This window comes from Niveispirillum fermenti, assembly GCF_052474395.1.
Map to the genome: position 1 here is coordinate 1056586 of NZ_CP156679.1, position 25399 is coordinate 1081984.

Annotated in this window: 20 protein-coding genes and 1 pseudogene; 8 read left to right on the forward strand and 13 right to left on the reverse strand. The window is 63.5% G+C overall.

Going from position 1 to position 25399, the window contains the following annotated elements; translation table 11 throughout:
* Window positions 1-34 precede the first annotated feature (34 nt).
* A complete protein-coding gene (locus ABC728_RS08860; RefSeq protein ID WP_445376352.1) occupies window positions 35-1861 on the forward strand; it encodes a gamma-glutamyltransferase family protein in 1827 nt (608 codons plus the stop codon).
* A 531-nt stretch (window positions 1862-2392) separates the two neighbouring features.
* Here ABC728_RS08860 and ABC728_RS08865 read toward each other — a convergent pair.
* Window positions 2393-4717, reverse strand: a complete 2325-nt coding sequence (locus ABC728_RS08865; RefSeq protein WP_416621278.1) for a TonB-dependent receptor — start codon at window positions 4715-4717, stop codon at window positions 2393-2395.
* A gap of 450 nt (window positions 4718-5167) precedes the next feature.
* Here ABC728_RS08865 and ABC728_RS08870 point away from each other — a divergent pair, with 450 nt between their 5' ends.
* Genes ABC728_RS08870 through ABC728_RS08880 form a run of 3 tightly spaced genes read left to right on the forward strand, consistent with a single transcriptional unit; the run spans window position 5168 to window position 9327 of the window.
* Window positions 5168-6913: an acetolactate synthase catalytic subunit gene (locus tag ABC728_RS08870; RefSeq protein ID WP_416621277.1), complete on the forward strand. Its 1746-nt coding sequence runs from the start codon at window positions 5168-5170 to the stop codon at window positions 6911-6913.
* 5 nt (window positions 6914-6918) lie between these two features.
* Window positions 6919-8382, forward strand: coding sequence for an NAD-dependent succinate-semialdehyde dehydrogenase (locus ABC728_RS08875; RefSeq protein WP_416621276.1), 1464 nt, complete (start codon window positions 6919-6921; stop codon window positions 8380-8382).
* Between the two features lie 15 nt (window positions 8383-8397).
* Window positions 8398-9327, forward strand: coding sequence for an alpha/beta hydrolase (locus ABC728_RS08880; RefSeq protein ID WP_416621275.1), 930 nt, complete (start codon window positions 8398-8400; stop codon window positions 9325-9327).
* 34 nt (window positions 9328-9361) lie between these two features.
* On the opposite strand, the gene ABC728_RS08885 is transcribed toward ABC728_RS08880, so the two are convergent.
* From ABC728_RS08885 to ABC728_RS08910, 6 genes are all read right to left on the reverse strand, one after another.
* Window positions 9362-10126 (reverse strand): IclR family transcriptional regulator, encoded by a 765-nt coding sequence (locus tag ABC728_RS08885; protein WP_416621274.1) that lies wholly within the window; start codon window positions 10124-10126, stop codon window positions 9362-9364.
* A 71-nt stretch (window positions 10127-10197) separates the two neighbouring features.
* Window positions 10198-10977, reverse strand: coding sequence for a 3-ketoacyl-ACP reductase (locus ABC728_RS08890; RefSeq protein ID WP_416621273.1), 780 nt, complete (start codon window positions 10975-10977; stop codon window positions 10198-10200).
* Window positions 10978-10999: 22 nt separating this feature from the next.
* Complete coding sequence (locus ABC728_RS08895; RefSeq protein WP_416621272.1) at window positions 11000-11962, reverse strand: cyclase family protein; 963 nt, start codon at window positions 11960-11962, stop codon at window positions 11000-11002.
* Window positions 11963-11974: 12 nt separating this feature from the next.
* Entirely contained in the window at window positions 11975-13405 is a 1431-nt protein-coding gene (locus ABC728_RS08900) for an aldehyde dehydrogenase family protein (RefSeq protein ID WP_416621271.1), read from the reverse strand.
* 11 nt (window positions 13406-13416) lie between these two features.
* On the reverse strand, window positions 13417-14241 hold the full coding sequence (locus tag ABC728_RS08905) for an alpha/beta fold hydrolase (protein ID WP_416621270.1): 825 nt from the start codon (window positions 14239-14241) through the stop codon (window positions 13417-13419).
* Window positions 14242-14265: 24 nt separating this feature from the next.
* Window positions 14266-16716: a TonB-dependent receptor gene (locus tag ABC728_RS08910; RefSeq protein WP_416621269.1), complete on the reverse strand. Its 2451-nt coding sequence runs from the start codon at window positions 16714-16716 to the stop codon at window positions 14266-14268.
* Window positions 16717-16959: 243 nt separating this feature from the next.
* Here ABC728_RS08910 and ABC728_RS08915 point away from each other — a divergent pair, with 243 nt between their 5' ends.
* Genes ABC728_RS08915 through ABC728_RS08925 form a run of 3 tightly spaced genes read left to right on the forward strand, consistent with a single transcriptional unit; the run spans window position 16960 to window position 20098 of the window.
* Entirely contained in the window at window positions 16960-18570 is a 1611-nt protein-coding gene (locus ABC728_RS08915) for an AMP-binding protein (RefSeq protein WP_416621268.1), read from the forward strand.
* 3 nt (window positions 18571-18573) lie between these two features.
* On the forward strand, window positions 18574-19182 hold the full coding sequence (locus tag ABC728_RS08920; RefSeq protein WP_416621267.1) for a 2-hydroxychromene-2-carboxylate isomerase: 609 nt from the start codon (window positions 18574-18576) through the stop codon (window positions 19180-19182).
* A gap of 25 nt (window positions 19183-19207) precedes the next feature.
* Window positions 19208-20098, forward strand: coding sequence for an SDR family oxidoreductase (locus tag ABC728_RS08925; RefSeq protein WP_416621266.1), 891 nt, complete (start codon window positions 19208-19210; stop codon window positions 20096-20098).
* A 3-nt stretch (window positions 20099-20101) separates the two neighbouring features.
* Here ABC728_RS08925 and ABC728_RS08930 read toward each other — a convergent pair whose 3' ends face one another.
* Both ABC728_RS08930 and ABC728_RS08935 read right to left on the reverse strand, forming a co-directional pair.
* The gene (locus tag ABC728_RS08930; RefSeq protein WP_416621265.1) at window positions 20102-20479 is read right to left on the reverse strand and encodes a RidA family protein; all 378 of its coding nucleotides are present in this window, start codon (window positions 20477-20479) and stop codon (window positions 20102-20104) included.
* A 31-nt stretch (window positions 20480-20510) separates the two neighbouring features.
* On the reverse strand, window positions 20511-21407 hold the full coding sequence (locus tag ABC728_RS08935; protein WP_445376353.1) for a LysR family transcriptional regulator: 897 nt from the start codon (window positions 21405-21407) through the stop codon (window positions 20511-20513).
* A 221-nt stretch (window positions 21408-21628) separates the two neighbouring features.
* Here ABC728_RS08935 and ABC728_RS08940 point away from each other — a divergent pair, with 221 nt between their 5' ends.
* Window positions 21629-22021 (forward strand): RidA family protein, encoded by a 393-nt coding sequence (locus ABC728_RS08940; RefSeq protein WP_416621263.1) that lies wholly within the window; start codon window positions 21629-21631, stop codon window positions 22019-22021.
* Between the two features lie 499 nt (window positions 22022-22520).
* Here the strand turns inward: ABC728_RS08940 and ABC728_RS08945 are convergent, their stop codons facing one another.
* The 4 genes and pseudogenes from ABC728_RS08945 to ABC728_RS08960 form a co-directional block, all read right to left on the reverse strand.
* The gene (locus ABC728_RS08945; protein WP_416621262.1) at window positions 22521-23153 is read right to left on the reverse strand and encodes a tyrosine-type recombinase/integrase; all 633 of its coding nucleotides are present in this window, start codon (window positions 23151-23153) and stop codon (window positions 22521-22523) included.
* An 86-nt stretch (window positions 23154-23239) separates the two neighbouring features.
* A complete protein-coding gene (locus tag ABC728_RS08950; RefSeq protein ID WP_416621261.1) occupies window positions 23240-23476 on the reverse strand; it encodes a hypothetical protein in 237 nt (78 codons plus the stop codon).
* Window positions 23477-23732: 256 nt separating this feature from the next.
* Window positions 23733-24941, reverse strand: a complete 1209-nt coding sequence (locus ABC728_RS08955) for an IS701 family transposase (protein WP_416621260.1) — start codon at window positions 24939-24941, stop codon at window positions 23733-23735.
* Between the two features lie 65 nt (window positions 24942-25006).
* A pseudogene (locus tag ABC728_RS08960) lies at window positions 25007-25348 on the reverse strand (integrase core domain-containing protein); the annotation flags it as partial.
* Window positions 25349-25399 lie beyond the last annotated feature (51 nt).

Consider the following 25399-nt stretch of genomic DNA (forward strand, 5'->3'; position numbering starts at 1 on the left):
CATGCAAACAAATCCAAACAGGGGTTTAGACTAGATGAAGCGGTTCACGGCCCGGCCTGAGCTCAGTGGAACTTTCGGCGCGGTCGCTTCGACCCACTGGATCGCATCGGCGGTCGGAATGCGCCTCCTGGAAGCGGGCGGCAATGCCTTCGATGCCGCAGCAGCAGCCGGCTTCACCCTGCAGGTGGTAGAACCGCACCTAAACGGCCCCGGCGGCGACGCCCCCATCATCGTGGCCCGCACGGATGACGAAGCACCCACGGTGATCTGCGGGCAAGGCGTAGCGCCTGCCGCTGCAACGATCGAGCATTTCCAATCCCTGGGCCTCGACCTCATCCCGGCAACCGGTCTGCTGGCGGCCTGCGTCCCTGGTGCCTTCGGGGCCTGGCTGACGATGCTGCGCGACTGGGGCACGGTTCCGCTCCGCCAGGTTCTGGAACCGGCCATCCATTATGCACGGCACGGGCACCCACTTCTGTCCAACACCGCCAACACCATCGCCTCAGTGCGGGATCTGTTCGTCGATGAATGGCGCAGTTCCGCAGCCATTTTCCTGCACAACGACGAGACGCCCCAGGCCGGCAGCCTGTTCGCCAATTCGGCGCTGGCCGATTTCTACCAGCGCCTGCTGCGGCAAGCGGAAAGCGCCTCCTCCTCGCGTGAGGGGCAGATCGATGCCGCGCTGCGCTACTGGTACGAAGGCGAGGTGGCAGAAATCATGGACGATTTTTGCCGCACCACGGAGGCCATGGATGTCAGCGGCCGCCGCCATGGCGGATTGCTGCGCGCCACGGATATGGCTGGCTGGCGGCCCCCGATCGAACAGGCATGCGGCGTCGATCAGGGCGATTACACCGTCTACAAATGCGGGGCCTGGAGCCAGGGGCCATCGCTTCTACAGGCGCTGCGCATCCTGGACGGGTTCGATATCGGGCAATATGCGCCAACCAGCCCAGACTTCGTCCATCTTGTCACCGAAACCCTGAAGCTGGTCATGGCGGACCGCGATGCATATTATGGCGACGACCCGGATGTGCCGCTGGAGACCCTGCTGAGCCGCGGCTATGCCGATGAACGCCGGGCCCTGATTTCCGACCAGGCCAGCATGGCATTACGACCTGGGGCGATCGCCGGCCGCCAAACTCCCTTCCCTCCCGTCGTGTCGCCGGGTGGTCGCCAACCGTCGGCCGCCGCCGGCGGCGGGGAACCGACCATGGCCCGCACCGCCAACATGGACAGGCTCCCAGCCGAGGACGGCCCCCGACTAACGGGCGATACATGCCATGTGGATGTGGTCGATCGCTGGGGTAACATGGTTTCGGCCACACCGTCGGGTGGCTGGCTTCAGTCCAGCCCCGTGGTTCCGGCGCTGGGATTTCCGCTTGGCACCCGCATGCAGATGTTCTGGTTGCAACCGGGTCTGGCCAGCAGCCTGCGCCCGGGGCGGCGCCCGCGTACCACACTTACCCCCTCAATGGCGTTTCGGCACGGACGGCCCTATCTCGCGTTCGGAACACCCGGCGGCGACCAGCAGGACCAATGGTCGCTGCTGCTATGGCTCTATCATCGGCATTGCGGCTTGCCTCTGCAGGCGGCGATCGAGACCCCGGCCTTCCACACCGACCATATGCTGGCCAGCTTCTGGCCGCGCGAAGCGGCATTGGGGACCTTGATCGTCGAAGGACGCTATCCGCAGCATACGCTTCAGGAACTACGACGCCGGGGGCATGCGGTGACGGTCGGCGGCGACTGGTCGGAAGGCCGGCTTTCCGCTTGCGCCTTTGATCGCGACGGCGACGATCAGATCATCCGCGCGGCCGCCAACCCGCGCGGCATGCAGGGCTATGCCGTCGCCCGCTGACGGTTGGCCGGTACCTTCTGAACCACCCTTTCAATGGGCCGGGACACGTTCGTCCGTTTTCGGTCACGACCTCGACGATCTGAACCGCGCCGTGTTTGCCGGAGGCTCCAACTCTTGAGTAGGATGGAGCATCATGAGCAAGACGACGAACAAGTTTTCTCTGAGGTGCGCGAACGCGCGGTGCGGCTGGTTCTGGATAACGAGGGCCAGCACGGCTCACGTTGGCAGGCCATCTGACCGAACCGGGGACAAAAGCTCCTGGCGCTAATACGTCTGGAAGTGCGGGATCGCCGTTCCCTACGCCCAAATTCACTCTCTGTTGTTACCTATATGTTACCTGCGGGGTTTTGGCGGATGTTTGGGCCAGACAGCAAAAACCCCTGAAAGACGTTGTCCTTCAGGGGTTTGGCCTTGGATGCGGGGGCTCGCCTCGACCGATGGTATGACAACTTTTCGGTGATTATCTGATTAATTATTTCATCACCGGATCGGGAAGCTTGCCTCCACTCAAATCAGTCACCGTCCGGCCAATCACAGCTTGTAGCGAACCGTCAGACCATAGGTGCGGGGCTCGTTGTAGACGGGGAAGTAGAAACCCAGGCTCGACAAGTCGTTCATGTCGGTCAGATAGCGTTTGTCCGCCACATTCCGCACGAACAGCGTGAAATCGATGCCCGAACTGTGGGCCATGCCGACATGTAGATTGACCTCGCCATGCCGGTCGCCAACCATCGGCGCCTGATTGGTCGCGCTGAAATTGACCTTGGACTGGTAGGAGAAGTCGGCCCCTAGCCGGCCTGTCCAGTCCGGGCCCAGATCAGCGCTGTAAGTGGCGCTGCCGTTCATCTGCAGGCGCGGCGCCTTATCCAGGGTGTTGCCCTTGAAGTTGCCCCGGATCGGATCGATAAAATTCGTGTAGGTGGCATGGACATAGGCGGCGCCGAACGCAAGGTCGAGCCCCTGTACCGGCCGGGCCTGGATTTCGATCTCGGCACCATAGATGTCGGCGTCGGCATTCTGTAAACGTTGCAAGGGCACGCCGCCTGCCGGGTTCGGCTCCAGGCTGAAGACCTGCAAGTTACGATAATCATAATAGAAGCCGGCCATGTTGAGGCGGACGCGGCGATCCATCAGGTCGGTCTTCAGCCCGGCCTCGTATGCATCGATGCTTTCGGAATCCACGGCGTTGAACTCGATCCCGCTAAACAGGGCGCCGGTATTATAGCCACCGGCCCGCACCCCGCGTGAATAGCTGGAGTAGAGATTGGTTTCATCGTTCAGTTCATAAGCCAGCGCCAAACGCCAGGTGGGCTTCTTCAGGTCGGTGACGGTGCGGCTGGGCAGGTCGATGGTCAGGTTGGACGGATTGGCATCGACAAAGCCGACCAGCCGATCCCGCAACCGGGCCCGTGAACTGGTATCCGGGTTTACGGGGCCGCCATAGGTGATGAAGCTCAGTTTCTTGCGGTCATCCGTGTAACGCAGGCCGGCGGTCGCCGTCAGCTTGTCCGTCAGTTCATAATCGGCCTGCGCGAAAATTGCCTTGCTGCTGGTTCGCTGCGTAAAGACGCGTTCCACCGTCAGGACCGAATTGGCGGGATTGAAATAAGGTTTGGTGCGGTCGGGGTTCAGTTCCCGCAATGCACTGAGATTGGTCAGGCTGGACAGTTCTTCCTGCAGGTAATAAAGCCCGGCGACCCATTTGAACGGACCTTCACCATTGGAGGTGAAGCGCAGTTCCTGGCTGACCTGACGCGAGCTCTCCTTCCATAGCGGCAGTTCGGCCACGGCATAGGGGGAATAATCGATGTCCTGATTCAAATCACGCTTATTATAGACATAGGCAGTGATGGAGGTGACGTTCACATCATCACCATCATGGATCACCGACAGCCGGTCGGCGAAATTGTCCAGCTTCTCGTAATTGTCCAGGACGTTGGTGTTCAGCGCATCGATATCCTGGTTGGCGATGTAGCGGGTGATGGGGTTCGCGCAAGTCGTGCGCGCCAGGATTTCCTCACCGGTGCAAGGCTTGCCTGTGCGGGCATTGACAGTGCCCATGGATTGGTGTCCCAACGCCGAGGACTTGCTTTTGCCCCCTTCGATCTTGTTATGGATTTCCAGATCGGCGGAAGGCGTCAGCATGAATTGCAGGCGGCCCGCATAGGTCTCGATACCGTTGATGTCGCGGCTGTCCTGCAGGTTCGTGGCCCAGCCATCGCGCCGCTTCACCGTCAGCGATGCCCGTGCCGCCAGCGTATCGTCAATCAGGGCGCCACCGCCGGCCGCATCGAAGAAGATCTGGTTGAACCGGCCCGCCGTGACGGACGCGGAAAAATCCGGGGCGAAGGTCGGCCGCCGAGTCGTGTAATTGATGACACCGCCCGTGGTGTTGCGTCCATAAAGCGTGCCCTGTGGTCCCTTCAGCACTTCGACCCTGTCCACATCGAACACGGCGAACAACTGGCCGACACCGGAATTCAGGAAAACATCGTCCACCGTCACGCCGACCGCGCCGGAAGAGGCGGCATTATAATCGTTCACACCGACGCCACGCAGGAAGATGGTCGGGTTGGAAGACTGGAACAGATTGTTGATCTGCAGACCAGGCACCGACCGGGTCAGGTCCAGGCCGTTGCGCACGCCCTGCATCTCCAGCGCCTCACCCCCCAGGGCCGTGATGGAGATCGGCACTTCCTGGATATTCTCGCCGCGCTTCTGCGCCGTCACGATGATTTCGTCCAACTGAAGCGCCTGCTCCTCAGCCGCCATCGCAACGCCCGACATGGCGCCGGACAGGCCCAGCACCGCCAGCAAGGCGGTGCGGCTGGCAACATTACAATGCCGCATAGACATGTTCCCTCCCGAGACATCATTTGCTTGTGATTTTTGCGGTGGGCAGAGCCGCCCGCCGTTCCGTCAGATAATTTCATTATTTGTTAGTATGTAAAATATCGAAATGCGATTTTTCCGCTTCCCAGCACCTGGACCCGCAATCAGCAGCCGACGATGAATCTTTCAATTCATTGATATTATTAAGTGATTTTGACACGACGCTCATGGTTCGCCACTGTGTCGATCCCGTTTCGTGAATGAGGAAAGAGCGGTCACCCGTCTGAAAATCTTGACCGCAGCGGCTTTACAAGCATTCGAAAACATGTCAAATAACGAAACTGTTTTGATATTTGAAATCGCAACGGCCTCGATCCCTGACCTCCCCTTTCCTGACCAGTCCGTCGTCAGGCTGCCGTGGACACTCACGACGGGGCGAAGTCACCAAATGGCCGATGAAACGGAGACATCCCAATGCCAGTTACTGTCGCGGAAGCCGTCGCTTCCGCCCTTGTGCGCCACGGCGTCGAGTTCATTTTCGGGCAGAGCAATCCGACTGCGCTGATGCTGGCAGCCGAGGATGCCGGCATCCGCCAGCTTCTGTACCGGACGGAGAATGCCGCCGGCGCCATGGCCGACGCCTATGCGCGCGTTTCAAACCGGATTGGCGTGGTCGCGGCGCAAAACGGCCCCGCCGCCGCCCTGATGGTGGCGCCGATGGCAGAGGCGCTGAAAGCATCCATCCCGATGCTGGTGCTGGTGCAGGAGGTTCCGGCCTCCCAACGCGACCGCAACGCCTTTCAGGAACTGGACCATTTCGCGCTGTTCGCCGGGGTTGCGAAATGGGTTCGCCGGCTGGACGATCCCGACCGGGCCGCCGACTATATCGATCTGGCCATGATCGCCGCCAATAGCGGGCGCCCCGGTCCCGTCGTCCTGCTGCTGGCCAAGGACATGCTTCAGCAGCCGTCACGGGCGCCGGATGTCGCACGCAGGCAGGACTTGGGCCTCTTCCCCTTGGACCGTCCGCGCCCCGATATGGAAAGCATTGAACGGGCAGCCGAACTGCTGGCCAATGCCAGGTCGCCGCTGGTGATCGTCGGTGGCGGCGTCCATACGGCACAGGCGGTGGACGCGCTGGACCGCCTGATCAGCACAGGCTGCCTGCCCGTGGCGACCACCAACATGGGCAAGGGTGCGGTGGATGAAACCGGCCCGCTGTCGCTGGGCGTCGCTGCCAACCTGCTGGGGCGCAACGGCCCGGCATCCGCGCACCGGGATCTGATCGCCAAGGCGGATGTGGTGCTGCTGATCGGCACCCGGACCAACGAGAATGGTACAGATGCCTGGAGCCTGACAGCGCCCGGCGCTTCCTATATCCATATCGATATCGACGGGACCGAGGTGGGGCGCAATTATGAGGCGCTGCGTCTGGTGGGCGACGCCCGCGCCGCCATCCTGGACCTGACAGCAGCCCTGCAGCGGCAGGACCTGACCAAGCGGCGGGACGGGGCGGGTGCGCTGATGGCGGAAATCGCGGCGGCACGGCACCGGCGCAGCGACGCCATCGCACCGCAATTGCAGGCTGATACCCAACCGATCCTGCCACAGCGCCTGATGGGGGACCTGGACAGCCTGATCGGGCCGGACGATATCGTCGTGGCCGATGCCAGCTACTCCTCCGTCTGGGTCACGGGATACCTGACGGCACGCCGCGCGGGGCAGCGTTTCCTGACGCCGCGCGGTCTGGCCGGGCTTGGCTGGGGACTGCCCTTCGCCATGGGGGCAAAACTGGCCCGGCCCGGCGCGCGGGTTGTGGGTCTGGTCGGCGATGGCGGCTTTGCCCATGTCTGGGGCGAATTGGAAATGGCGGTGCGTGAAGGCATCGCGCTGACCCTGATCGTCCTGAACAACTCGCAACTGGCCATGCAGCGGCATGGAGAGAATCTGGGCTTCGGGCGCAGCACGACGGGCATCCGTTTCGTGGAGGTCGATCACGCCGCGGTGGCGCGGTCGGTCGGCGCGCAGGGGCACCGGATCGATGATCCCAACGCCTTCGGTCCCGCCCTGGAACTGGCGCTGGCATCCGATGAGGTAACGGTGCTGGAGGTGATCAGCGATGCCGACGCCTTCGCGCCCTTGCGCATTTTCGATGGACAGGACGCATGTCTGGGCATCCCCGCCGGACCGCACGCGGCCGCCCGCCGACAGGGTGCGTGATCGCCATGCCGGGACATCGACATTCCCATGATGATCTGTCTTGTCTGCCCCTGCGCTTGCTGATTGATGGGGACTGGCGCGATGCGGCGGACAATCGCCGCATCACAGTAGAGAACCCGGCAACGGGGAAGGAGATCGCGCAGGTGGCCGATGCCCATGCGGCGGATGCGACCGCCGCCCTGGATGCCGCCTGCCGCGCACAGGCCCCATGGGCGGCACTGCCGCCCCGGCAGCGCGCGGACCTGTTGCACCGGGCCTATGAAGGGCTGTGTGCCGACCGGGACCGGTTCACACGGGTCATCAGCCTGGAAACGGGAAAGCCACAGGCAGAAGCGCAGGCGGAGGTCGATTATGCCGCCGGCTTCCTGCGCTGGTTTGCCGAGGAGGCCGTGCGCATCCATGGCCGGGAGCAGCAGGCACCGGGTGGCGGGTCGCGGCAGATCATCAGCCGCTGGCCGGTCGGCCCCTGCCTGCTGATCACGCCCTGGAATTTTCCGCTGGCGATGATCACCCGCAAGGTCGGGCCGGCGCTGGCCGCCGGCTGCACAATGGTCCTGAAACCGGCGGAACAGACACCGCTGACCGCAATCCTATTCTGCCGTTTGATGCAGGAGATCGCCCTGCCCCAAGGCGTGCTGAACCTGATCACCACGACCCGCGCGGATATCGTCGTGGGCACCCTGCTGGCCGACAAGCGGTTGCGCAAACTGTCCTTCACCGGGTCCACGCGCGTCGGCCGCCTGCTCCTGGCAGGGGCGGCGGCAAGCATCCTGCGCACCTCCATGGAACTGGGCGGCAACAATCCGTTCATCGTCTTCGACGATGCCGACCTGGACCGGGCCGTGGACAGCGCCGTGCAGGCGAAACTGCGTAATCTGGGTCAGGCCTGCACGGCGGCGAACCGCTTCCTGGTCCAGGACGGTATCGCCGCCCCCTTCACCGAGCGGCTGGTCCAGCGCTTTGCCGCGCTGTCCGCAGACAATCTCGGGCCGATGATCGGGGCGGCAGCCAGAGCCAATACGCACGGGCTGGTCCAGGATGCGGCCGCGCGGGGGGCCAGGCTTGTGCTGGGTGGAAAGATGCCGGCGGGCCACGGCTATTATTATCCCCCGACGATCCTGACGCAGGTTCCGGCCGATGCGCCCCTCCTGCATCAGGAAATCTTCGGCCCCGTGGCGCCCATTCAGATATTCACCACGGAGGCAGATGCCCTCGCCATGGCCAATGACAGCGGCTATGGCCTTGCCGCCTATGCCTGCACCCGCGACCTGGACCGGGTGATACGCCTTCAGGGCGGGGTGGAAACGGGTATGCTGGGCATCAATACCGGCATCCTCTCCGATCCGGCCGCCCCGTTCGGCGGGATCAAACAATCGGGCCTGGGCCGCGAAGGCGGGACGGAAGGCATCGATGAATATCTGACCACCCGTTACACCGCCATCGCCACGCCGGCAACGTCCGGCACCTGAACAGGAGGAAACGACATGCCGCTCAGCGAGATCATGCTGCAACGACTGGAAGACTGGAAACAGGCGGCCATGCAACTCGCCCCCCTGCTGCTGGGGGAGACGCCGGAACGGCCGCTGGTGGACATCCGCGCCGACTACAATCGTGAACTGGCCCGCAACCGGCCGCCCGCCGGGATTGTCAGCACCGCGGTGGATATGGGCGGCGTGCCGGGCATGCTGGTCACGCCGGACAAGGCGCGCGGCGGTCGCGTGCTATTCTATATCCATGGTGGCGGCTATATCAGTGGCGGGCCGTCCGGCTATCTGGGCATTGCCGGCCATTATGCGCAGCGGCTGGGCGCACGGGTTTTCCTGCCCGATTACCGGCTGGCCCCCGACCATCCCTTTCCGGCCAGCCTGGACGATGTCGTCGCGGCCTGGCGCTGGCTGGTAGCGCAGGAAGGGGGTGCTGACAATATCGTCATCTCCGGCGATTCTGCCGGCGGTGCCATGGTCGTGTCCAGCATGGTGCGGGCGCGCGGCCTGGGTCTGGCCCTGCCCGCCGGCGGCGTGGCCATCTCCCCCTGGGCGAACCTGGAAATGACGGGCGTGTCCTACACCACTCGTGACGGCATCGATCCGCTGTGCAACCGGGAGATCTTGCTGCTGATGGCCCGCTGCGCCCTGGGCACCACGCCCGCCGATGATCCGGATGCTTCCCCCGTCTTCGCCGATGTTCGGGGCCTGCCGCCCGTCATGATCCAGGTCGGCGAAAGCGAGGTGATGTTGAGCGACGCGTTCCAACTGGCCGCCCATCTGGCGGAAAACCAGGTGCGCATCGCGCTGGAGGTCTGGCCGGAAATGTTCCATGTCTGGCCGATGTTCACGGACATCCTGCCGCAAGCGGGTCAGGCGCTGGACAGTGCCACCCGGTTCCTGGACAGCCTGCTGCCATCGCCGCGATGAAAGGGCGTCCGGCCGGCGCCGTGCCGGCCGGGCGTCAGGTCTTTTCGACCAGAAGCCGGGTTGCCTCCGCCGCCGCCGACATCACGGCATCGGTGAAAGCCTCGCGCGACTTGTCCATGCGGAAGGTGGGAGTGACAATGCCCACCGCGCCCAGCACGGTACCGGCCGCATCAAAGACCGGGGCGCCCACGGCGACGATCCCATCCTCCGTCTGCCCGTCATCGGCGGACCAGCCCCGCACCCGGATCTGCGGCAGTTCCTTTTCCAGCGCCTTCACAACGCTCTTGCGTTGACGTTCCGGCAGCGGGGTCAGGGCTTCTGCCAGCATGGCTTCCCGCGCTGCGTCGTCCAGGTGCGCCAACACCGCCTTTCCCGACGCGCGACGATATTCAAACCCCTTCAGGCCCACATAAAGGCCCGATACGCGCAACTTCTGCGTGCCTTCAACCAGTACCTTCAGGACGACATTGTTGCCATCGCGCAAGGACAGGAACGAGGTCTCCAGGGTCTGCGCCGACAGGCGGCGGACGATATCAGACAGGGATTGCTCCGTGCTCTGCGACCGACGGTAACCGCGGGCCAGCATGCCGATCCCGTCACCCAGTTCCAGTCCGCCATCGTCATTGCGCTCGATATAGCCACGGGCCATCAGGGTGCGCAGAAGGTGGTAGCAGGTGGTGATGTTCAGCTTCAGCGCCTTGGACACGTCGCGGATGCTGGGCGGTTGCGGCGCGGCGGCGACGAACTCCAGAAAGGAGAGCGCGCGTTCGACAGTCTGAAGGGTGTAGCCGTTTTCCATGCGACCTACATAAATCAAAACATATTCGCTTGGAATGGCGTATCGGAAGCAGGCTGTCGAACGCAAGCCGCTTAGAGAAGACGGGGAACATTCAGGCCACCCGCCACCCAGATGGGCTGTCCCGTCATATAGGGAAGCGCGCCGGACGCCAGCGACAGGACCGTGCGTCCCACATCCTCTACCTCTCCCCAGCGGGGAATCGGCACGCGCCCGCTGGCCAGCAGCCGTTCGATGGTGTCGCTGCCGACCTTGGCTGTCATCGGCGTGCGCATCAGGCCCGGCCGCACCTCATGCACATGGATGCCGTCCGCCGCCAACCGGGCCGCGAACAGGCCGGTCATCATCGAAAGGGCCGATTTCGTCACGCAATATTGCGAGCGGTCGGTGAACACGATCTCCGACGCGATGGAGGTGATGGTGATGATGGAGCGGTAGCTGCCGGCATCGGCCGGACCGGATGCCAGCAGCCGGTTGGCGAAGGCCTGGGTCAGGAAGAAGGTGCCCCGCAGGTTCACCTCCACCGACCGGTCGAAAGCGGCGGCATCCAGGTCCAGAATGTCGGTCAGGGGCCGCGCCGCAATCCCGGCATTATTGACCAGACAGTCCAGCCGGCCGAAATCCGCCGCGACGGCATCCAGGACGGGCTGGTGCCGATCGATCTGCGCGATATCCATCGGGTAATAGCGGCAGGCCGCTGATGCCAGCGCATCGGGCAGCACCGGATTGTCCGGCAGGTCGATGATAGCGACATGGAAGCCGCCGCCGATCAGCGCCTGGGCGATCCCCAGGCCAAGCCCCTGCAACCCGCCCGTCACGATGGCGACGGGCCGCTCCATATCCTTATCGGGCATGATGCTTCCTTTTGGGAAAATTCTACTTGATGGCGACAGGATTGACGGGCGCGCCCGTGCCCTGGACGATTTTCAGCGGCGCCGCCACATAGAGGAAATCATACTGCCCATCCTCGGCGCAGTCGGCGGCCAGCTTTGACAGGTTGCACAGCTCGGTGAAGGCCACGCCCAGGTTCCGCATCAACGCGCCGTGCAGCGGCAGCATCACGCCGCTGACCGGGTCCAGGGTCACCTCGTTCGCCATGGTGTCGGTGACCAGATTAGGGATTTCCATCTCGTGAAACCAATGTACCAGTTCCGGGGAATAGGTCAGGCCCGGTTCCACAAAATCGGCAAAGAAGGCGCTGGCCCCGGCGCTGTAATAGGATTCAATGAAGCCGGTGCGGATGACGATGATATCGCGCTTGCGGATTTCCACCTTCTGCGCGGCCGCCGCCGCCAGCACATCCAGGTGGCTGAAGGTCTCGCCCTTGTCCAGATAGGGTTTGCCGCGCAGCCGCGCGATGTCCAGCAGCACGGCGCGCCCCACCACGCCCCGTTCGGCGATGGCCTGAACGCTGGCCTTCTGCAAGCCGCCGATGGTGGTTTTGGCGTCATAGCCGTTATAAAGCTGCCCGTCGTACCAGACATGGCCCAGTGCGTCATATTGCGTGGACCCTTGCAGATAGGCGGAGATGGCGTCATCGGCATAATGCTGGCCGCCGGGGAATTGCGGGCCCTTGCCGCCGATCCAATGCCCCTCGTCGATGATCTGATACCGTTCGGCCCCCCGCCGGCCGGGCCAGACGGGGTCGCCCTTGGGGTCGGCCATGGGCACCTGCAAGGTGAACAGCTTGCCCGACCGCACCGATGCCATGGCCGCCAGAACCTGGGGCGCGCCTAAGTAATTCAGGGACCCGACCTCATCCTCCGGCCCCCATTTGCCCCAGTTCTTGGGTGCGTCTTTCAAAAGCTCGCCGATTTCGGGCGTACAGATGTTGCACATCTCAATGTCTCCTCAGCCGGCAGCAGCAGCCAGCGGCCGGCTGGTGATGGTCTGGATATTGGTGAATTCCAGCAGGCCGGCCATGCCATGTTCCACGCCCACGCCCGATTGCTTATGCCCGCCGAAGGGCGCATGTGGGGAAAAGGCGAACATCTCGTTGATCCAGACGGTCCCTGTCTGCAACCGCTCGCCGATGCGGCGGGCCTGATCGATATCGTTGGACCAGACGGACCCGCCCAGGCCGCTCTCGCTGTCATTGGCGCGGCGGATCACATCCTCGATATCATCATATTTCAGCAGCGGCAGGATGGGGCCGAACGCCTCTTCCGTCACCACCCGCGCATCCTCCGGCGGATTGTCCACGATGGTGACGGGTATGAAATAGCCCGGCCCCTCCGGCACCTCGCCACCGATCAGGAAACGGTGGCCTTCCGCCTTGGTCTGTTCGATCAGGCTGCTCACCTTGTCGAACTGCATGCGGTTCTGCACGGGCCCCAGGTCGCTGCCCTGCATCGACCCGTCGCCGATGCGGATGGTCCGGGCATAGTCCACCAGCTCTCGCGCCACATCATCATAGATATCGGCATGGATATAAAGACGCTTGATGGCGACACAGACCTGGGCGCTGTTGAAAAAGGCGCCCCAGAACAGGGCGGGCGCCACGGCCTTGGGATCGACATCCGGCAGGACGATGCCGGCATCATTGCCACCCATTTCCAGGGTCACGCGCTTCAGGGTGCGAGCGGCACTTTCCATCACGCGCTTGCCCGTCGCCGTCGATCCGGTGAAGGAGACCTTGGCGATGCCCGGATGGTCGGTGATCCACTGGCCCAGATCGTTGCCGCCGGTGACGATATTGACGACACCGGGCGGCAGCACATCACGCAACAGTTCCCCCAGACGCAGCGTCGTCAGCGGTGTATAGGGTGACGGCTTCAGGACCAGCGTATTGCCCGCCAGCAGGGCCGGCGCCATTTTCCAGATGGCCATCAGGATGGGCGCATTCCAGGGCGTGATGGCGCCCACGACACCCAGCGGCGTATGGCGGATTTCCACCCGCCTTCCCGCTTCCTCCCGCACCTCCACCGGCAGGGTGAAGGTGGAAACGGCGTGGCACCAATCGGCACAGGTCGCAACTTCCCAGTCGCAGCCCGCCCGTGGACGGCCCTGCTCCGCCGTCAGCAGGGCCGAGAAAGCGTCCTTGCTGGCCAACAGACAGTCGCCGATGGCCGCCACCAATGCCTGCCGCTCCGCCATGGGGCGGGCGGACCAGGCGGGAAACGCCGCGCGCGCAGCCTCCACGGCTGCATCCAGTTGGGCCCGGCTGGCATCGGGGACATGGGCGATCACCTGCTCAGTCGCGGGATTGACCACGGGCAGGGTCTTGTCACTGACCACCGGCCTGCCGGCGATGGTCATCGTATAGTTGCCATCGAAGATCATCGAACCCACTCCTATCGGGCGGTCGCATCCGCAAAAAAGCGGAGGGCCAGGGGAATGACGGTGTCAGGGGCTTCCAGGATGGGGGTGTGGCCCACCCCCTCCAGCACGATCTGTTCACCGCCGGGAATGCCGTCAGCCACCTCCCGCCCCCAATCCGGCGGACGGGCAATATCCTCCGCGCCTGAAATGACCAAGGTCGGCAAGCGGATATCCGGCAGCAGGCTGACAGCACTGGAACGGTTCAGCACCCCCATCAGCGCCGGCCAGCGCGATGCCGGCGTCAGTTCCAGCTTGTTGCGCCAGGGTGTCAGCATCGGCTGCGCCTCCGCCCGCCCCCGCGTCGTGGCGCCGAACATGATGGACATCAGCACTTCCAGGCTCTCACCGATAAAGCCGGTCCGCCGCGCCCCTTCCAGAAAGGTGGTGAAATGTGCCAGCTGGTCCGGCGGTTCGTCGCGGACCGACGATCCCAGCATGGCCAGCGACGCGAACAGGTCCGGCCGCCGGGCGATCATGCGTACCGCCACATCACCGCCCATCGACGCGGCTGCCAGATGAACCGCCCGCAGACCCAGCATGTCGATCAGGGCGTTCATATCGTCGGCACAGCAATCCATGTCGACCACATCGCCTGTGTGCGGGGCGCTGCTGCCCTGCCCCCGGAAATCCGGGCGGACAACACGGAACCGTCCCGCCGCCGCCGTGACCAGCGCGTCGAACATCGACCCGTCCAGCCACAGCGAATGCAGGCAGAAGATCACGGGCAGGTCCGCTTCCGCCGTATCCTCGACCCACAGGATGGTGTCCCGCACCGGAATGCCACGTGCGCTCGCCATGTCGTCTTCTCCCTCGCCGGTTTTTTAGAAATTGTAGCCCAGTGTGACACCATATTCGGCCGGGCGCCCGGTGTAGCGCACGATGGTGTCGAAGGCCCGCAGGCTGTTGGTCCAGTAGAAGGTGTTGGTGACGTTGCGGCCCCAGACGGAGACTGTCCAACTGTCGTCCGCCGCCTTCAGACCGGCGCGCAGGTCCAGCGTCGCATAACCGTCAATGCGCGCGTCCGCCCGATCCTGCGCCGACAATTGCGGGGAGCCGTAGCTTTTGCTCTGTGCCCGCAGGCTGGCACCCAGAAAGGCGTCACGCTGGTCATCCAGGGGGAATTCATAATCCGCGCTGACTGCCAGGGCCAGTTCCGGGGCGAAAGGCAGGGTCGTGCCCGCGAACGACGCCCGCGTGGGGAACAGCAATCCGCCGACATTATTGGCCCCGACGATCCCGTCATAGGTCTTGATCTTGGCATCCAGCCAGGTGACGGCGGTGCGCAACGTCAGCCCCCGGGTGGGCACGGTGGTCAGTTCCAGTTCAGCACCATAGGTCCGTGACTTGGGAATGCTGACCAGTTGTTCCAGGGCGCCGAACAACGGATCGACGGTCTTGCCGCGCGTCTGCTTGTTGGCATAATCGTAATAGAAGGCGGCACCGTTCAGCATGATACGACGGTCCACCACGGTCGACTTGAAGCCCATTTCATAGGCTGTCAGCTTTTCCTGCGGCACCGGATAATATTGTTCCTGCGATGCGCCATTGGCGATGGGGAAGGCCCCGCCCTTGAACCCGCGCGAGGCGTTGGCATAAAGCAGCAGGCCATCCGTCGGCTTGAAATCCAGACCCAGGCTCCAGGGCAGATTGTCTTCCTTCAAGGTGCCGTGATAGTCGCCCGACACACAGGTATCCGGGTTGATGGAGATGGACTGGCCCGGCACCACGGGAGTGAACGTCACGCCCGGACAGAAGATCGGGACGTAGACGGCCGGCATCACGATGTTGAAGAACCGCGTCAGGCCGGGACTGTTCGGGTTGGGCTCCACATAGCCCGGCGTGTCATAGGCGCGGTTGACGGCCGTGCGCTTGCTGTCGGAATAACGGATGCCGGCCTTCAGCGTCAGGTCGTCCGCGACATCATATTCCAGATTGCCGAAGGCCGCCCATTGCTTGAAAACCTGCCGGCTGTCGAAGCTGTTGGCGGAGAAGCCGTCGCGCGTACCGGTCGATGCCTGCGGGTAGATGGCGTCGATATTCTCGTAACTGCCCGTCCGCTGGTAATTGGCGCCGACCATCCAGCGCAGGGTCGCGCCCGCATCGGTACTGGCCAGGCGCAATTCCTGGCTGACGTCATCGGCATCGGCATTATTCGACGCCTGATCAAAGGCCGGCAGATCGGTCCCGGAATAGGATGACGCCTTGCGCTGCCGCAGGTCGCTGTACCCGGTCAGGGCGGTCAGGCTGATATCTTCGGTCAGGTCGTAACTGATATTCAGCGCGGCCTGATAGAAACGATCATCGCGATAGGGGCGATAGTCGGGTGACCAGTTGGCGGCACGGGCGTCACGCGGGGCGGCCGGCAACGCCAGCAGTGGCAGCGCCGCCGTCACCGTCCCGCCGAAGCCGGAAGACCCGATGGGTGCTTGCAGATCGGACGGCAGGGTCTTGCGTGCCAGTTGCGGTGCCTGCGGGTCGGACCGGTTCAACCAGCCATTCAGGTTCAGTTCAACCCGCAGCGCATCCGACGCCTGCCAATCCAGCAGCATCCGCCCCGCCGCATCATCCAGTTCACCCATCGTATCGTCGCGGGTGTAGCTGCGCTGCCAGGCATCGCCGCGGTTCAGCTTCACCGCCACGCGGCCGTTCAGATCATCCGTGATCGGCCCGCTGACAAAACTGTCCAGGCGGACGGTGTTGAAGCGGCCATATTCGGCCTTGATGCCGCCCTGGGCCTGTCGCGTGGGCTTGGCGGCGATCAGGTTGATGGCCCCGCCGGTGGCGTTGGTGCCGAACAGCGTGCCCTGCGGTCCCTTCAGCACCTCCACCCGCTCCAGATCGAACGCGGTCAGGGCGGAAAAGGCCGGAATGGCCAGCGGCACCTGATCCAGATAGATCGCCACATCGGGGGCCGAACTCAGCGAGCTTTCGAAAAAGCCGACGCCGCGCAGCGTATAGACCGGGGAACCGCTGGGGCTGGGCGTCACGTCCAGGCCAGGCACCATCTTGGCCAGATCGGTGACCGCGTTCACCCCCTGGCTGGCCAGCAGGTCCCCATCGAAGGCGGTGACGGTCAGGCCGACATCCTGCAGCCGCTGTTCACGCTTCTGGGCGGTAACCACGATTTCCAGCAGTTCGGGTTCATTGCCGGTCTGTTCGGCCGGCTGCTGCGCCTGCGCCAACATGGGCAGCACCAGACCCAGCATCGTGCCGACAGCAACCGGGCTCACCCGCCGGCGATCGCCGGCAGCCAACTGCTTCCCCTTGTTCATTACGTCCTCCGATCGCGGGCGGTCATCGCCGCCGCTTGTTGTTGTGGCCACTATCCGGCCCCACGGCCGTCGCGTCAATATCTGTATCATGTGCAGATAATGAAATATCTGGATTCCAGAATCAGGCAACGGCCATCCATCAAAATTTCATTATTTGCACAAAATTTCATATTTGACACGTTGGCACTTTCCCCGCATAGGAGGGGCAGCGACCAGGAACCCTGAGATAAAGGGAGATCCACCATGCCTGACCGGCCCGATGGCAGCCGATTGCTGACCAGTTCCTATTGCCCCGCCGACCCCTCCGTGCCCCTGATCGAAGAACCTGTCGGACAAGCCCTGCTGCGTGCCGCCCATCTTTATGGCGATGCCCTGGCATTGATCGACGGACAGGTCGACCGGGGCGCGCGGCGGCGCTGGACCTTCAATGAACTGGCCGCCGGTGCGCAACGGGTGGCGCGCGCCCTGCTCCGGCATTTCGAACCGGGGCAGCATGTGGCGGTCTGGGCCGGCAACCGGCCGGAATGGGCCCTGATCGAATATGGCGCCGCTCTGGCGGGACTGGTGTTGGTCACTGTCAACCCAGCCTATCTGGCCCAGGAACTGGCTTATGTGCTGGAACAGTCGCAGGCCAGCGGCATCATCGTTCAGGACCATTATCGTGGCCGCGACCTGTGCGATCTGATCGACAGCGTGCGCCCCGCTCTGCCCCGCCTGCGCCATGTGATCCCGCTATCGACCTGGGATGCGTTCCTGGCGGCGGCACCCGACGGAACCCTGCCCCCCGTGTCACCGGATGCCGTGGCCCAGATCCAATACACCTCGGGCACGACCGGCTTCCCCAAGGGCGCCTGCCTGACCCATCGCGGGCTTGCCAATAACGGAAGGCTTTATGCACAGACGATCGGGGCCGGGCCGGGCGACATCTGGATCAACGCAATGCCGATGTTTCACACGGCCGGTTGCGGGCTGGCCACGCTAGGTGCGCTGCAGACGGGTGGAACCCAGGTGATGGCCCCCGGTTTCGATGCCGGCCTGATGCTGGACCTGTTCGAACAGGAGCGCGGCACCACCATGATCTGCGTGCCCACCATGCTGATCCGGATGTTGGAGGAACAGGCCCGAAACCCCCGCGACCTGTCAAGCTGGCGACTGGTCACGCTGGGTGGGGCGCCGGTGCCGCCGGAACTGGCCCGCGACGCCGAAACAATCCTGGGCGTGAAGGTCGCCATCGGTTTCGGCCAGACGGAGGCATCACCCTATCTGACACATACGGCGGTCGATGATGGCCACCCCGCCTGGGTTGAAACCGTGGGCCGGCCTCTGCCGCAGACGGAGGTGAAGATCATCGACCCAGAGACGGGCGATATTGTGCCCCTTGGCGCGACTGGCGAGATCTGCGGACGGGGTTACGGCATCATGACCGGATACCATAACGCACCGGACGCAACGGCGGCGGCCATCGACGCCGATGGCTGGCTGCATACCGGTGATATCGGCAGCATGGATGGACAGGGCTATTGCCGGGTTCTGGGCCGCCTGCGCGACATGATCATCCGGGGTGGCGAGAACATCTATCCGCGCGAGGTGGAAGATGTGCTGATGACCCATCCTGCCATCCGCGACGTGGCCGTGGTCGGCCTGCCGGACAGGGATATGGGGGAAAGCGTGGCGGCCTGCGTGCTGCTGACGGCACCCGGTGCCGCCGACCCCACGGGGCTGGAGGCGTTCTGCCGCGAACGGCTGGCCGGCTATAAGGTCCCGCGCCGCTGGCACTTCATGGATGCCTTCCCGCAGACGGCTTCCGGCAAGGTGCAGAAATATGTCCTGCGCGACCTGCTGTCGAACGGGTGATGCGTGCCTTCCCCGACGCTGGAATTCTATTTCGACTTCATCTCCCCCTATGGCTGGATCGGGGCTGAGCAGGTCGGCGCCCTGGCCCGCCGCTTTGGCCGTGAGGTCCGTTGGCATCCGATCCTGCTGAAAATGACCGTGATCGAGGCCATGGGCCTGCCGCCGCCTCTGCAAACCCCGCTCAAGGGGGCATATATGCGGCACGATATCGGGCGGTCATTGCGTTACCACGGCCTGACCCTGGCCCCGAACGCCCGCTTCAGCTTTCCGCCCCTGAACGCGGCCCGTGCCGTCCTGTGGGCCAGGGCATGGGCGCCCGACCGGGTGGAAGCACTGGTCCTGTCACTCTATCGCGCCCACTGGGCGCAAGCGCGGGACATCTCCGTCGCCGAAACGGTGCTGGATATCGTGGCCTCGACAGGCCTGCCCCGCGCTGCGGCCGTGGATGCTCTTCAAAGCGATGGGTTTCGCGATGCCCCCAAGGCCGTCACGGCCGATGCCATGGCCGCCGGCATCTTCGGTTCTCCCACCCTGGTCATCGACGGGGAGGCGTTCTGGGGATCGGACCGGTTCGCCATGGCGCAGGCCTGGCTGGAAACCGGCGGCTGGTGATCGTTTGCAACTTCAAGAGGCTTTCATGACCCGTTCCCTGAAGGACAAGACGCTTTTCATCAGCGGTGGATCGCGCGGCATCGGCCTGGCCATCGCGTTACGGGCCGCACGCGACGGCGCCAACATCGCCATCGCCGCCAAGACGGCGGACCCCCATCCCACCCTGCCCGGCACCATCCACACCGCCGCCGATGCCATCCGCGCCGCCGGCGGCCAGCCCCTGCCCCTGCTGTGCGACATCCGCGAGGAGACGCAGGTGGAACAGGCCGTGGCGCAGACCGTGGACCGGTTTGGCGGCATCGATATCTGCATCAACAATGCCAGCGCCATCAGACTGACCGGCATCCTGGACACGCCCATGAAGCGGTTTGACCTGATGCATGGCGTGAATGGCCGCGGCACCTTCCTGGTGACGCAGAAATGCCTGCCGCATCTGTTGCGGGCGCCGAACCCGCATGTCCTGTCGATCTCCCCACCCCTGCACATGGAGGAACGCTGGTTCGGTCCCCATGTTGCCTACAGCATGGCCAAATATGCCATGAGCCTGGTGGTTCTGGGCGTGGCGGGGGAATATCGGGGACGGGTCGGCGTCAACGCGCTGTGGCCGCGCACGGCCATCGACACCGCCGCCATGACCGAATTCAAACCCGCACAGGATAGCCGCCCCCTGCGTTCGCCGGAGATCATGGCCGACGCCGCGCACCTGATCCTCACCGCACCGGCGACGGAAACGACGGGGAACTTCTTCATTGATGATGAGGTCCTGCGCGCCCACGGCCGCACCGATCTGTCGGGCTACGCCCTGCCGGGCACGGACGATATCGACCTGCTGCCCGACTTCTTCGTACCCAGCCTTCGGGAATTGCGGGGCCTGTCCGACCCCGGCAATCACGATCGCCCGCAGAAAGCCGGTTGATCCTCACCGCACGGCAATGGCCTCGATCTCCACCAGATACTGGGGCGAGGCCAGGGCCTTGACGAAAACCAGCGTGCCAGCGGGTGGCGGGGATGGCAGGCAGGGGGTGAAGGCGCGCACGAAGCCCGCCATATCCTCCTCCTGCGTCAGATAGACGGTCAGCTTGGCGACATCCGCCATGCCCATGCCGCCGGCCGTCAGCACGGATTCCACATTGACCAGTGCTGCCCTGGTCTGCGCCTCGATCCCGTCGGCGGCGCCCCCGTCCCCGTCGATGCCGACCTGCCCCGCCACATAGAGCGTGCGGGTGCCAGTGGCGACCATGCCCTGACTATGGGCGGGATTGGGGCGGGCACCGGGCCGGTTGACGGCTTGCAGCATGATCGTCTCCGTAGTTTTGAAAGGATGGGTGTCAGCCGCCCAGTTCAGCGACCATCAGGTCGATGAAACGCCGGACGCGCGGTTCCAGGAAGCGTTTGGTTGGATAGAGGGTCACAATGGACACTTCATCCATCTCCAGATCGGGCAGCACCGGACACAGGCTGCCGGCGGCCAGATGGCCGGCCACCAGGAAATCCGGCAGGAAGCCGATGCCCAACCCGGCCAGGGCCGCATCGCGGATCGCCTCCCCGCTGTCCAGTCGCAGCCGGCTTCGCCCTTGCGCACGCACCCAGACACCGTCCGCGTCACGAAACCGCCAGGCCTGACGACGCGATCCGCTGCTGAAATAAAGGCAGTCATGCGCCGCCAGATCGTCCAGGCATTCAGGCCGTCCCCGGGCAGCCAGATAGGCCGGGCTGGCGCACAGGATGGCCTTGTATTTGGCGATGACGCGGGAGACCAGCCGGTTATCGGTGCTGTTGAGACCGATGCGGACGGCCAGATCGAAGCCATCCTCCAGCAGGTCGGCGACCCTGTCGCTGAAACTCACCTCCACCTGGATATCGGGCCAGGTGCGCAGGAACTTCGCCAACAAGGGCAGCACGATCAAACGGCCGAAAGCGTCCGGAACCGTCATGCGCAGCACGCCGCGCGGCGTGCCGGCGGGACTGGCAACGCTGGCTTCGGCATCGTCGATGGCGGACAGGATCTGCTGCCCCCGGTCATAGAGGACGCGGCCTTCATCGGTCAGGGCCAGGCTGCGCGTGGTCCGGTTGAGCAACCGGATGCCCAGACGCCCTTCCAACCGGCCAACGGCCTTACCGGCCGCCGACCGCGTCAGCCCCATGGAACGGCCACCGGCCACAAAGCTGCCCGCGTCAACAACCGCCATGAAGACCAGGATGTCGTTCATGTTTGCCCGTAGCATGCCGCACCCCAGCTTTCCAACTTCATGAGTTTTCATATAATGAAATTATTCAGTATGTTGCAACACAAGACATCAATGGAAGGACAGAGACGTTGTGCCCGATGTGGCGTCAATTCTAATCAGTAGGGAAATCCGTTCGCCAAATATTCCCTTACTGTCCGGGAAGCCGCCACCCATCCCTGGGCGTTGTCGCGGCCTGTCAAGCCAACGGAAACAACACAATGACCAACATCGTCCGCACCTTCGATCACGGCGTCTCCTGGGAAAAGGAATTCGGCGTTACCCAGGCCTATGCCGTGAACGGCACGATTCATATTTCCGGCCAGTTCTCCCACGACATGCAGGGAGAATTCGTCGGTCCCGACGACATCCAGGCGCAGACCCGGCAGACCTTGTCGAATCTGGATCGCGTGCTGACCGGCTATGGCGTGTCCAGATCGAACATCGCCTATATGGAAATCTATCTGACGAACCCGCAGCGGGATTTCGGTGAGTGCATTGCGCAGTTCAAGGAGTATCTGGGCACGCACCGGGTCGCCGGAACCTGTCTCGGCGTGCCCAGCCTGGTCTTCCCAAACCAACTGATCGAAATCAGCGCCGTGGCCTACACCTGACCAACGACCATGCCCCGCGGGGGCATAATCAGAGGTGACCCCGTCACGACGCTGGGAGTTCTGTGCTTAGACCTGTATTGCGCGCGGGGCTTGAACCGCGCTGGGCTTGCCGGAGGCTCCAACTCGTGACCACAGGGTGCCGGCAGTGTCAGGTTGGATGCGGGTGTCGGCACCCTCGATTTGAACCTGCGTAGCTAACTTGTTGATTTTGATAGATTCCGGGCGATAGCCAGGAACCGGATCCAAAAACAAAAGCCCCATAACCTATTGAGGTTACGGGGCTTTTGCTGTGTCATGTTGGATGCGGGGGCGCGCCTCAACCGATGGCATGACAATTTATCCGTGAATATCTAATCGGGTAACTCCCCCTCAAAATCCGATGGCTTTTTTTCGCCTTCCGGCTGGAATGGGGCCGGAAGCGGACGAGCGGGTTTTCGCACCCACACCGGGATTCCGGACATTCCCGCCCGCCCCGAAGCCCTTACCTTGAACACCCCCTCTATATCTCCGTTGTCTCCGCCAGTTGCAGGGCGTCTTCGACATCGACGCCCAGATAGCGCACCGTTGTCTCGATTTTGGTGTGGCCCAGCAGGATCTGTACAGCGCGCAGGTTGCCTGTCTGCTTATAGATGAGGGCAGCCTTGGTTCGCCGCAGGGAATGGGTTCCATAATCCTCGCGGCGCAGGCCGATCCCGATCACCCATTCTTCAACGAGGCGCGCATATTGGCGGGTGCTGATGGGTTTTGTATGGTCGACCCGGCTGGGGAAGACATAATCGGCAATCGTCCCGCCCCGACGTTCCAGCCAGGCCTGAAGGCTTTTACGGGCTGTCTCCAACAGTTCGAACTGGACCGGCCGACCTGTCTTCTTCTGAACAACCAGCGCACGTGACCGGATTTCTCCACCGCGCACGATGTCGCCGATCTTCATCTTGACGAGATCGCATCCGCGCAGCTTGCTGTCGATAGCCAGATCAAATAGAGCGCGATCACGCACCCGCTGCTGGTGGTCCAACCAGAAACGGATGGCCCAGACCTGCTGTGGCTTCAAGGCGCGCTTGGCACCGATCCGCCGACCAGCATTCCAGGGCAGGCGACCTTTGGCCCCCGGGTCGAATTGCGAGCGTCCCATGGCATCCTCCCTTTGAGCCGGAATTGGCTCAATAGGAGAATGGGCACCGGTTCCGGTCCGACACCGCCGAAACCGTGATCAAGGCATCACACAACGCCCATATCTTGGCATGATAGGCTGACGCCGGCCGAGAGCTTGCGCCCGGCTGTATCATAGACATGGATGCGAACCGTCGCCGCCCCCGCCTTCTCCGCCACCACCCGGTCCAGGATATCCAGCCCGTGGCTGGTAATGGGGAGGCCGGGACGGGTGATGCTGACCGGGCGGTTCAGCGCGTCATAGGCGGTCGCGCTGAGTGTCCCGTCGCGTTGGGTAAAGCCCATGCGGTTGTCGTTGGCGTCCCCGGATTGTCCGTCGTCGAAACAAATGGGACAGTGGATTGATTTTGTGAACGGAGGCTCTGGCTCGTTGCGGGATGATGTTAGCATTACAGTTGCGTATTTCTTCTGATATGGGCGTCCCTTGCGTGTGCTTGGTGGGCGCGTCGCCAGATTGACCATGCGATGATGGTGGCAGGCTGGATCTAGCGCTGTGCCATCCTGGTGGCGATGCGCCTGATCTCCTGCATGGACCATCGGATCAGGGGTGGGGCGGCGGTGTCCACCGCCGCGCCCATTGGAGCGTTTTTTGGGGTGTCTGGCGGTTCAGGTGATGTCGGATGGTTGCCAGCATGGCAAAGGCGAGCATGACCAACGAGACATGCCGGTGCCATCCATGCCAGGAGCGGGTTTCGTTATGGTCGAGGCCGAGTTCGTTCTTGGCGGTCTCGAAACTATCCTCGATGGCCCAGCGGTGGCCTTCGACCCGGACCAGGGTTTCGATGCCAGTGCCCGCCGGGCACCAGGTGGTAAAAAAGGCCAGTTCGCCATCGGCGATGTGCCGCCGGACCAGCAGGCCGCGGGTCCACGGGCCGGTGCGATTGTCGCTATACTCGGCGGCATCCAGGTCGGCCAGTTCCAGATAGGCCCAGTCATGCAGGCGGGGTCCCTTTGTGCCCTCCCCGCAGGAGAGGCGCTGCCAGTCGCTGGGTTCCAGCCCCCCGGCGATGCTCTGGGCCGTGCCGCCGACTGGCCTGGGCTTGCCCCAGGAATTGAACCGGTGATCGGCCTTGACGCCCAGCACATAGCCCTTGCCCCGCCGGCGCAGGAGCATCTCCAGGCTGCCGACGCCATAGACGCTGGCGGCCGCGACCCAGCCGAACGGTGTCTGCGCCGCCACCGCGCGCTCGATCATCGCCATGGCCAGCGCCGGCTTGGTGGCAAAGCCCGTGCCCTCCGGGACATGCGCGGACGCCAGCCGGAAAGCATCGTCGGTCCAGGCCTTGGGCAGGTACAGCGCCCGGTCGATGAAGGCATGGCTGTGCCGGGACACATAACAGGCGAACACACCGATCTGGCAGTTGGTGATCTTGCCCGCCGAACCCGTATATTGCCGCGCCACCCCGCACGACGCCTTGCCCTGTTTCAGGAAACCCGTCTCGTCGATCACCAGCACCGCGTCATCATCGGCCAGCGCCTCCAGCGCATAGTCACGCACGATATCCCGCAGCGCATCGGCATCCCACCGGCCACGACCCAGGATCGCCTGCTGCCGCCAGGGACCAGGGTCACCCGCAGCCTCCGCCCGCATCCATCCTGTCTTGCGCTGTTCTGCTCCCAACAGCCCGTCCAGGAACAAGCCCGCCGAGTCCGCAACCCGATCCTGCGTGAATAATGGCCGGATGCGGTCCTTCACAGACCGCAACGAAACCGACCAAAAACCAAGCGTGTCCTCAAGCGAACCTGACATTCCATGATCCTTCGAATCATGGTCGCCCATTGATTTAGAACTTCAAAAAATACGCAACTGTAATGCTAGGCGGCTTGGCTTTGGTGGCACAAGCGCCTGTGCTGGATGGTTTGCTTCTTGATTTTGGCCCGCCGTTCCAGGATGGCGGAGCCACGGCCGTAATAGACGTCGGCAGGCGTCAGGCTGCCGATGCTTTCATGATATCGGCGGTGGTTGTAATGGTCGACGAAACCCTGGATTCTGGCTTCCAGGTCACCGGGCAGGAAATAGTTTTCCAGCAGGATGCGGTTCTTCAGGGTCTGGTGCCAGCGTTCGATTTTTCCCTGGGTCTGGGGGTGGTTTGGCGCACCGCGAACATGGTCCATGCCCTTGTCTTCCAGCCATTCGGCCAGATCGCCAGCAAATATGTCGCCCCCATCATGACCTCCAGTGTGACGCCAGTCGGAAACCATAACCTG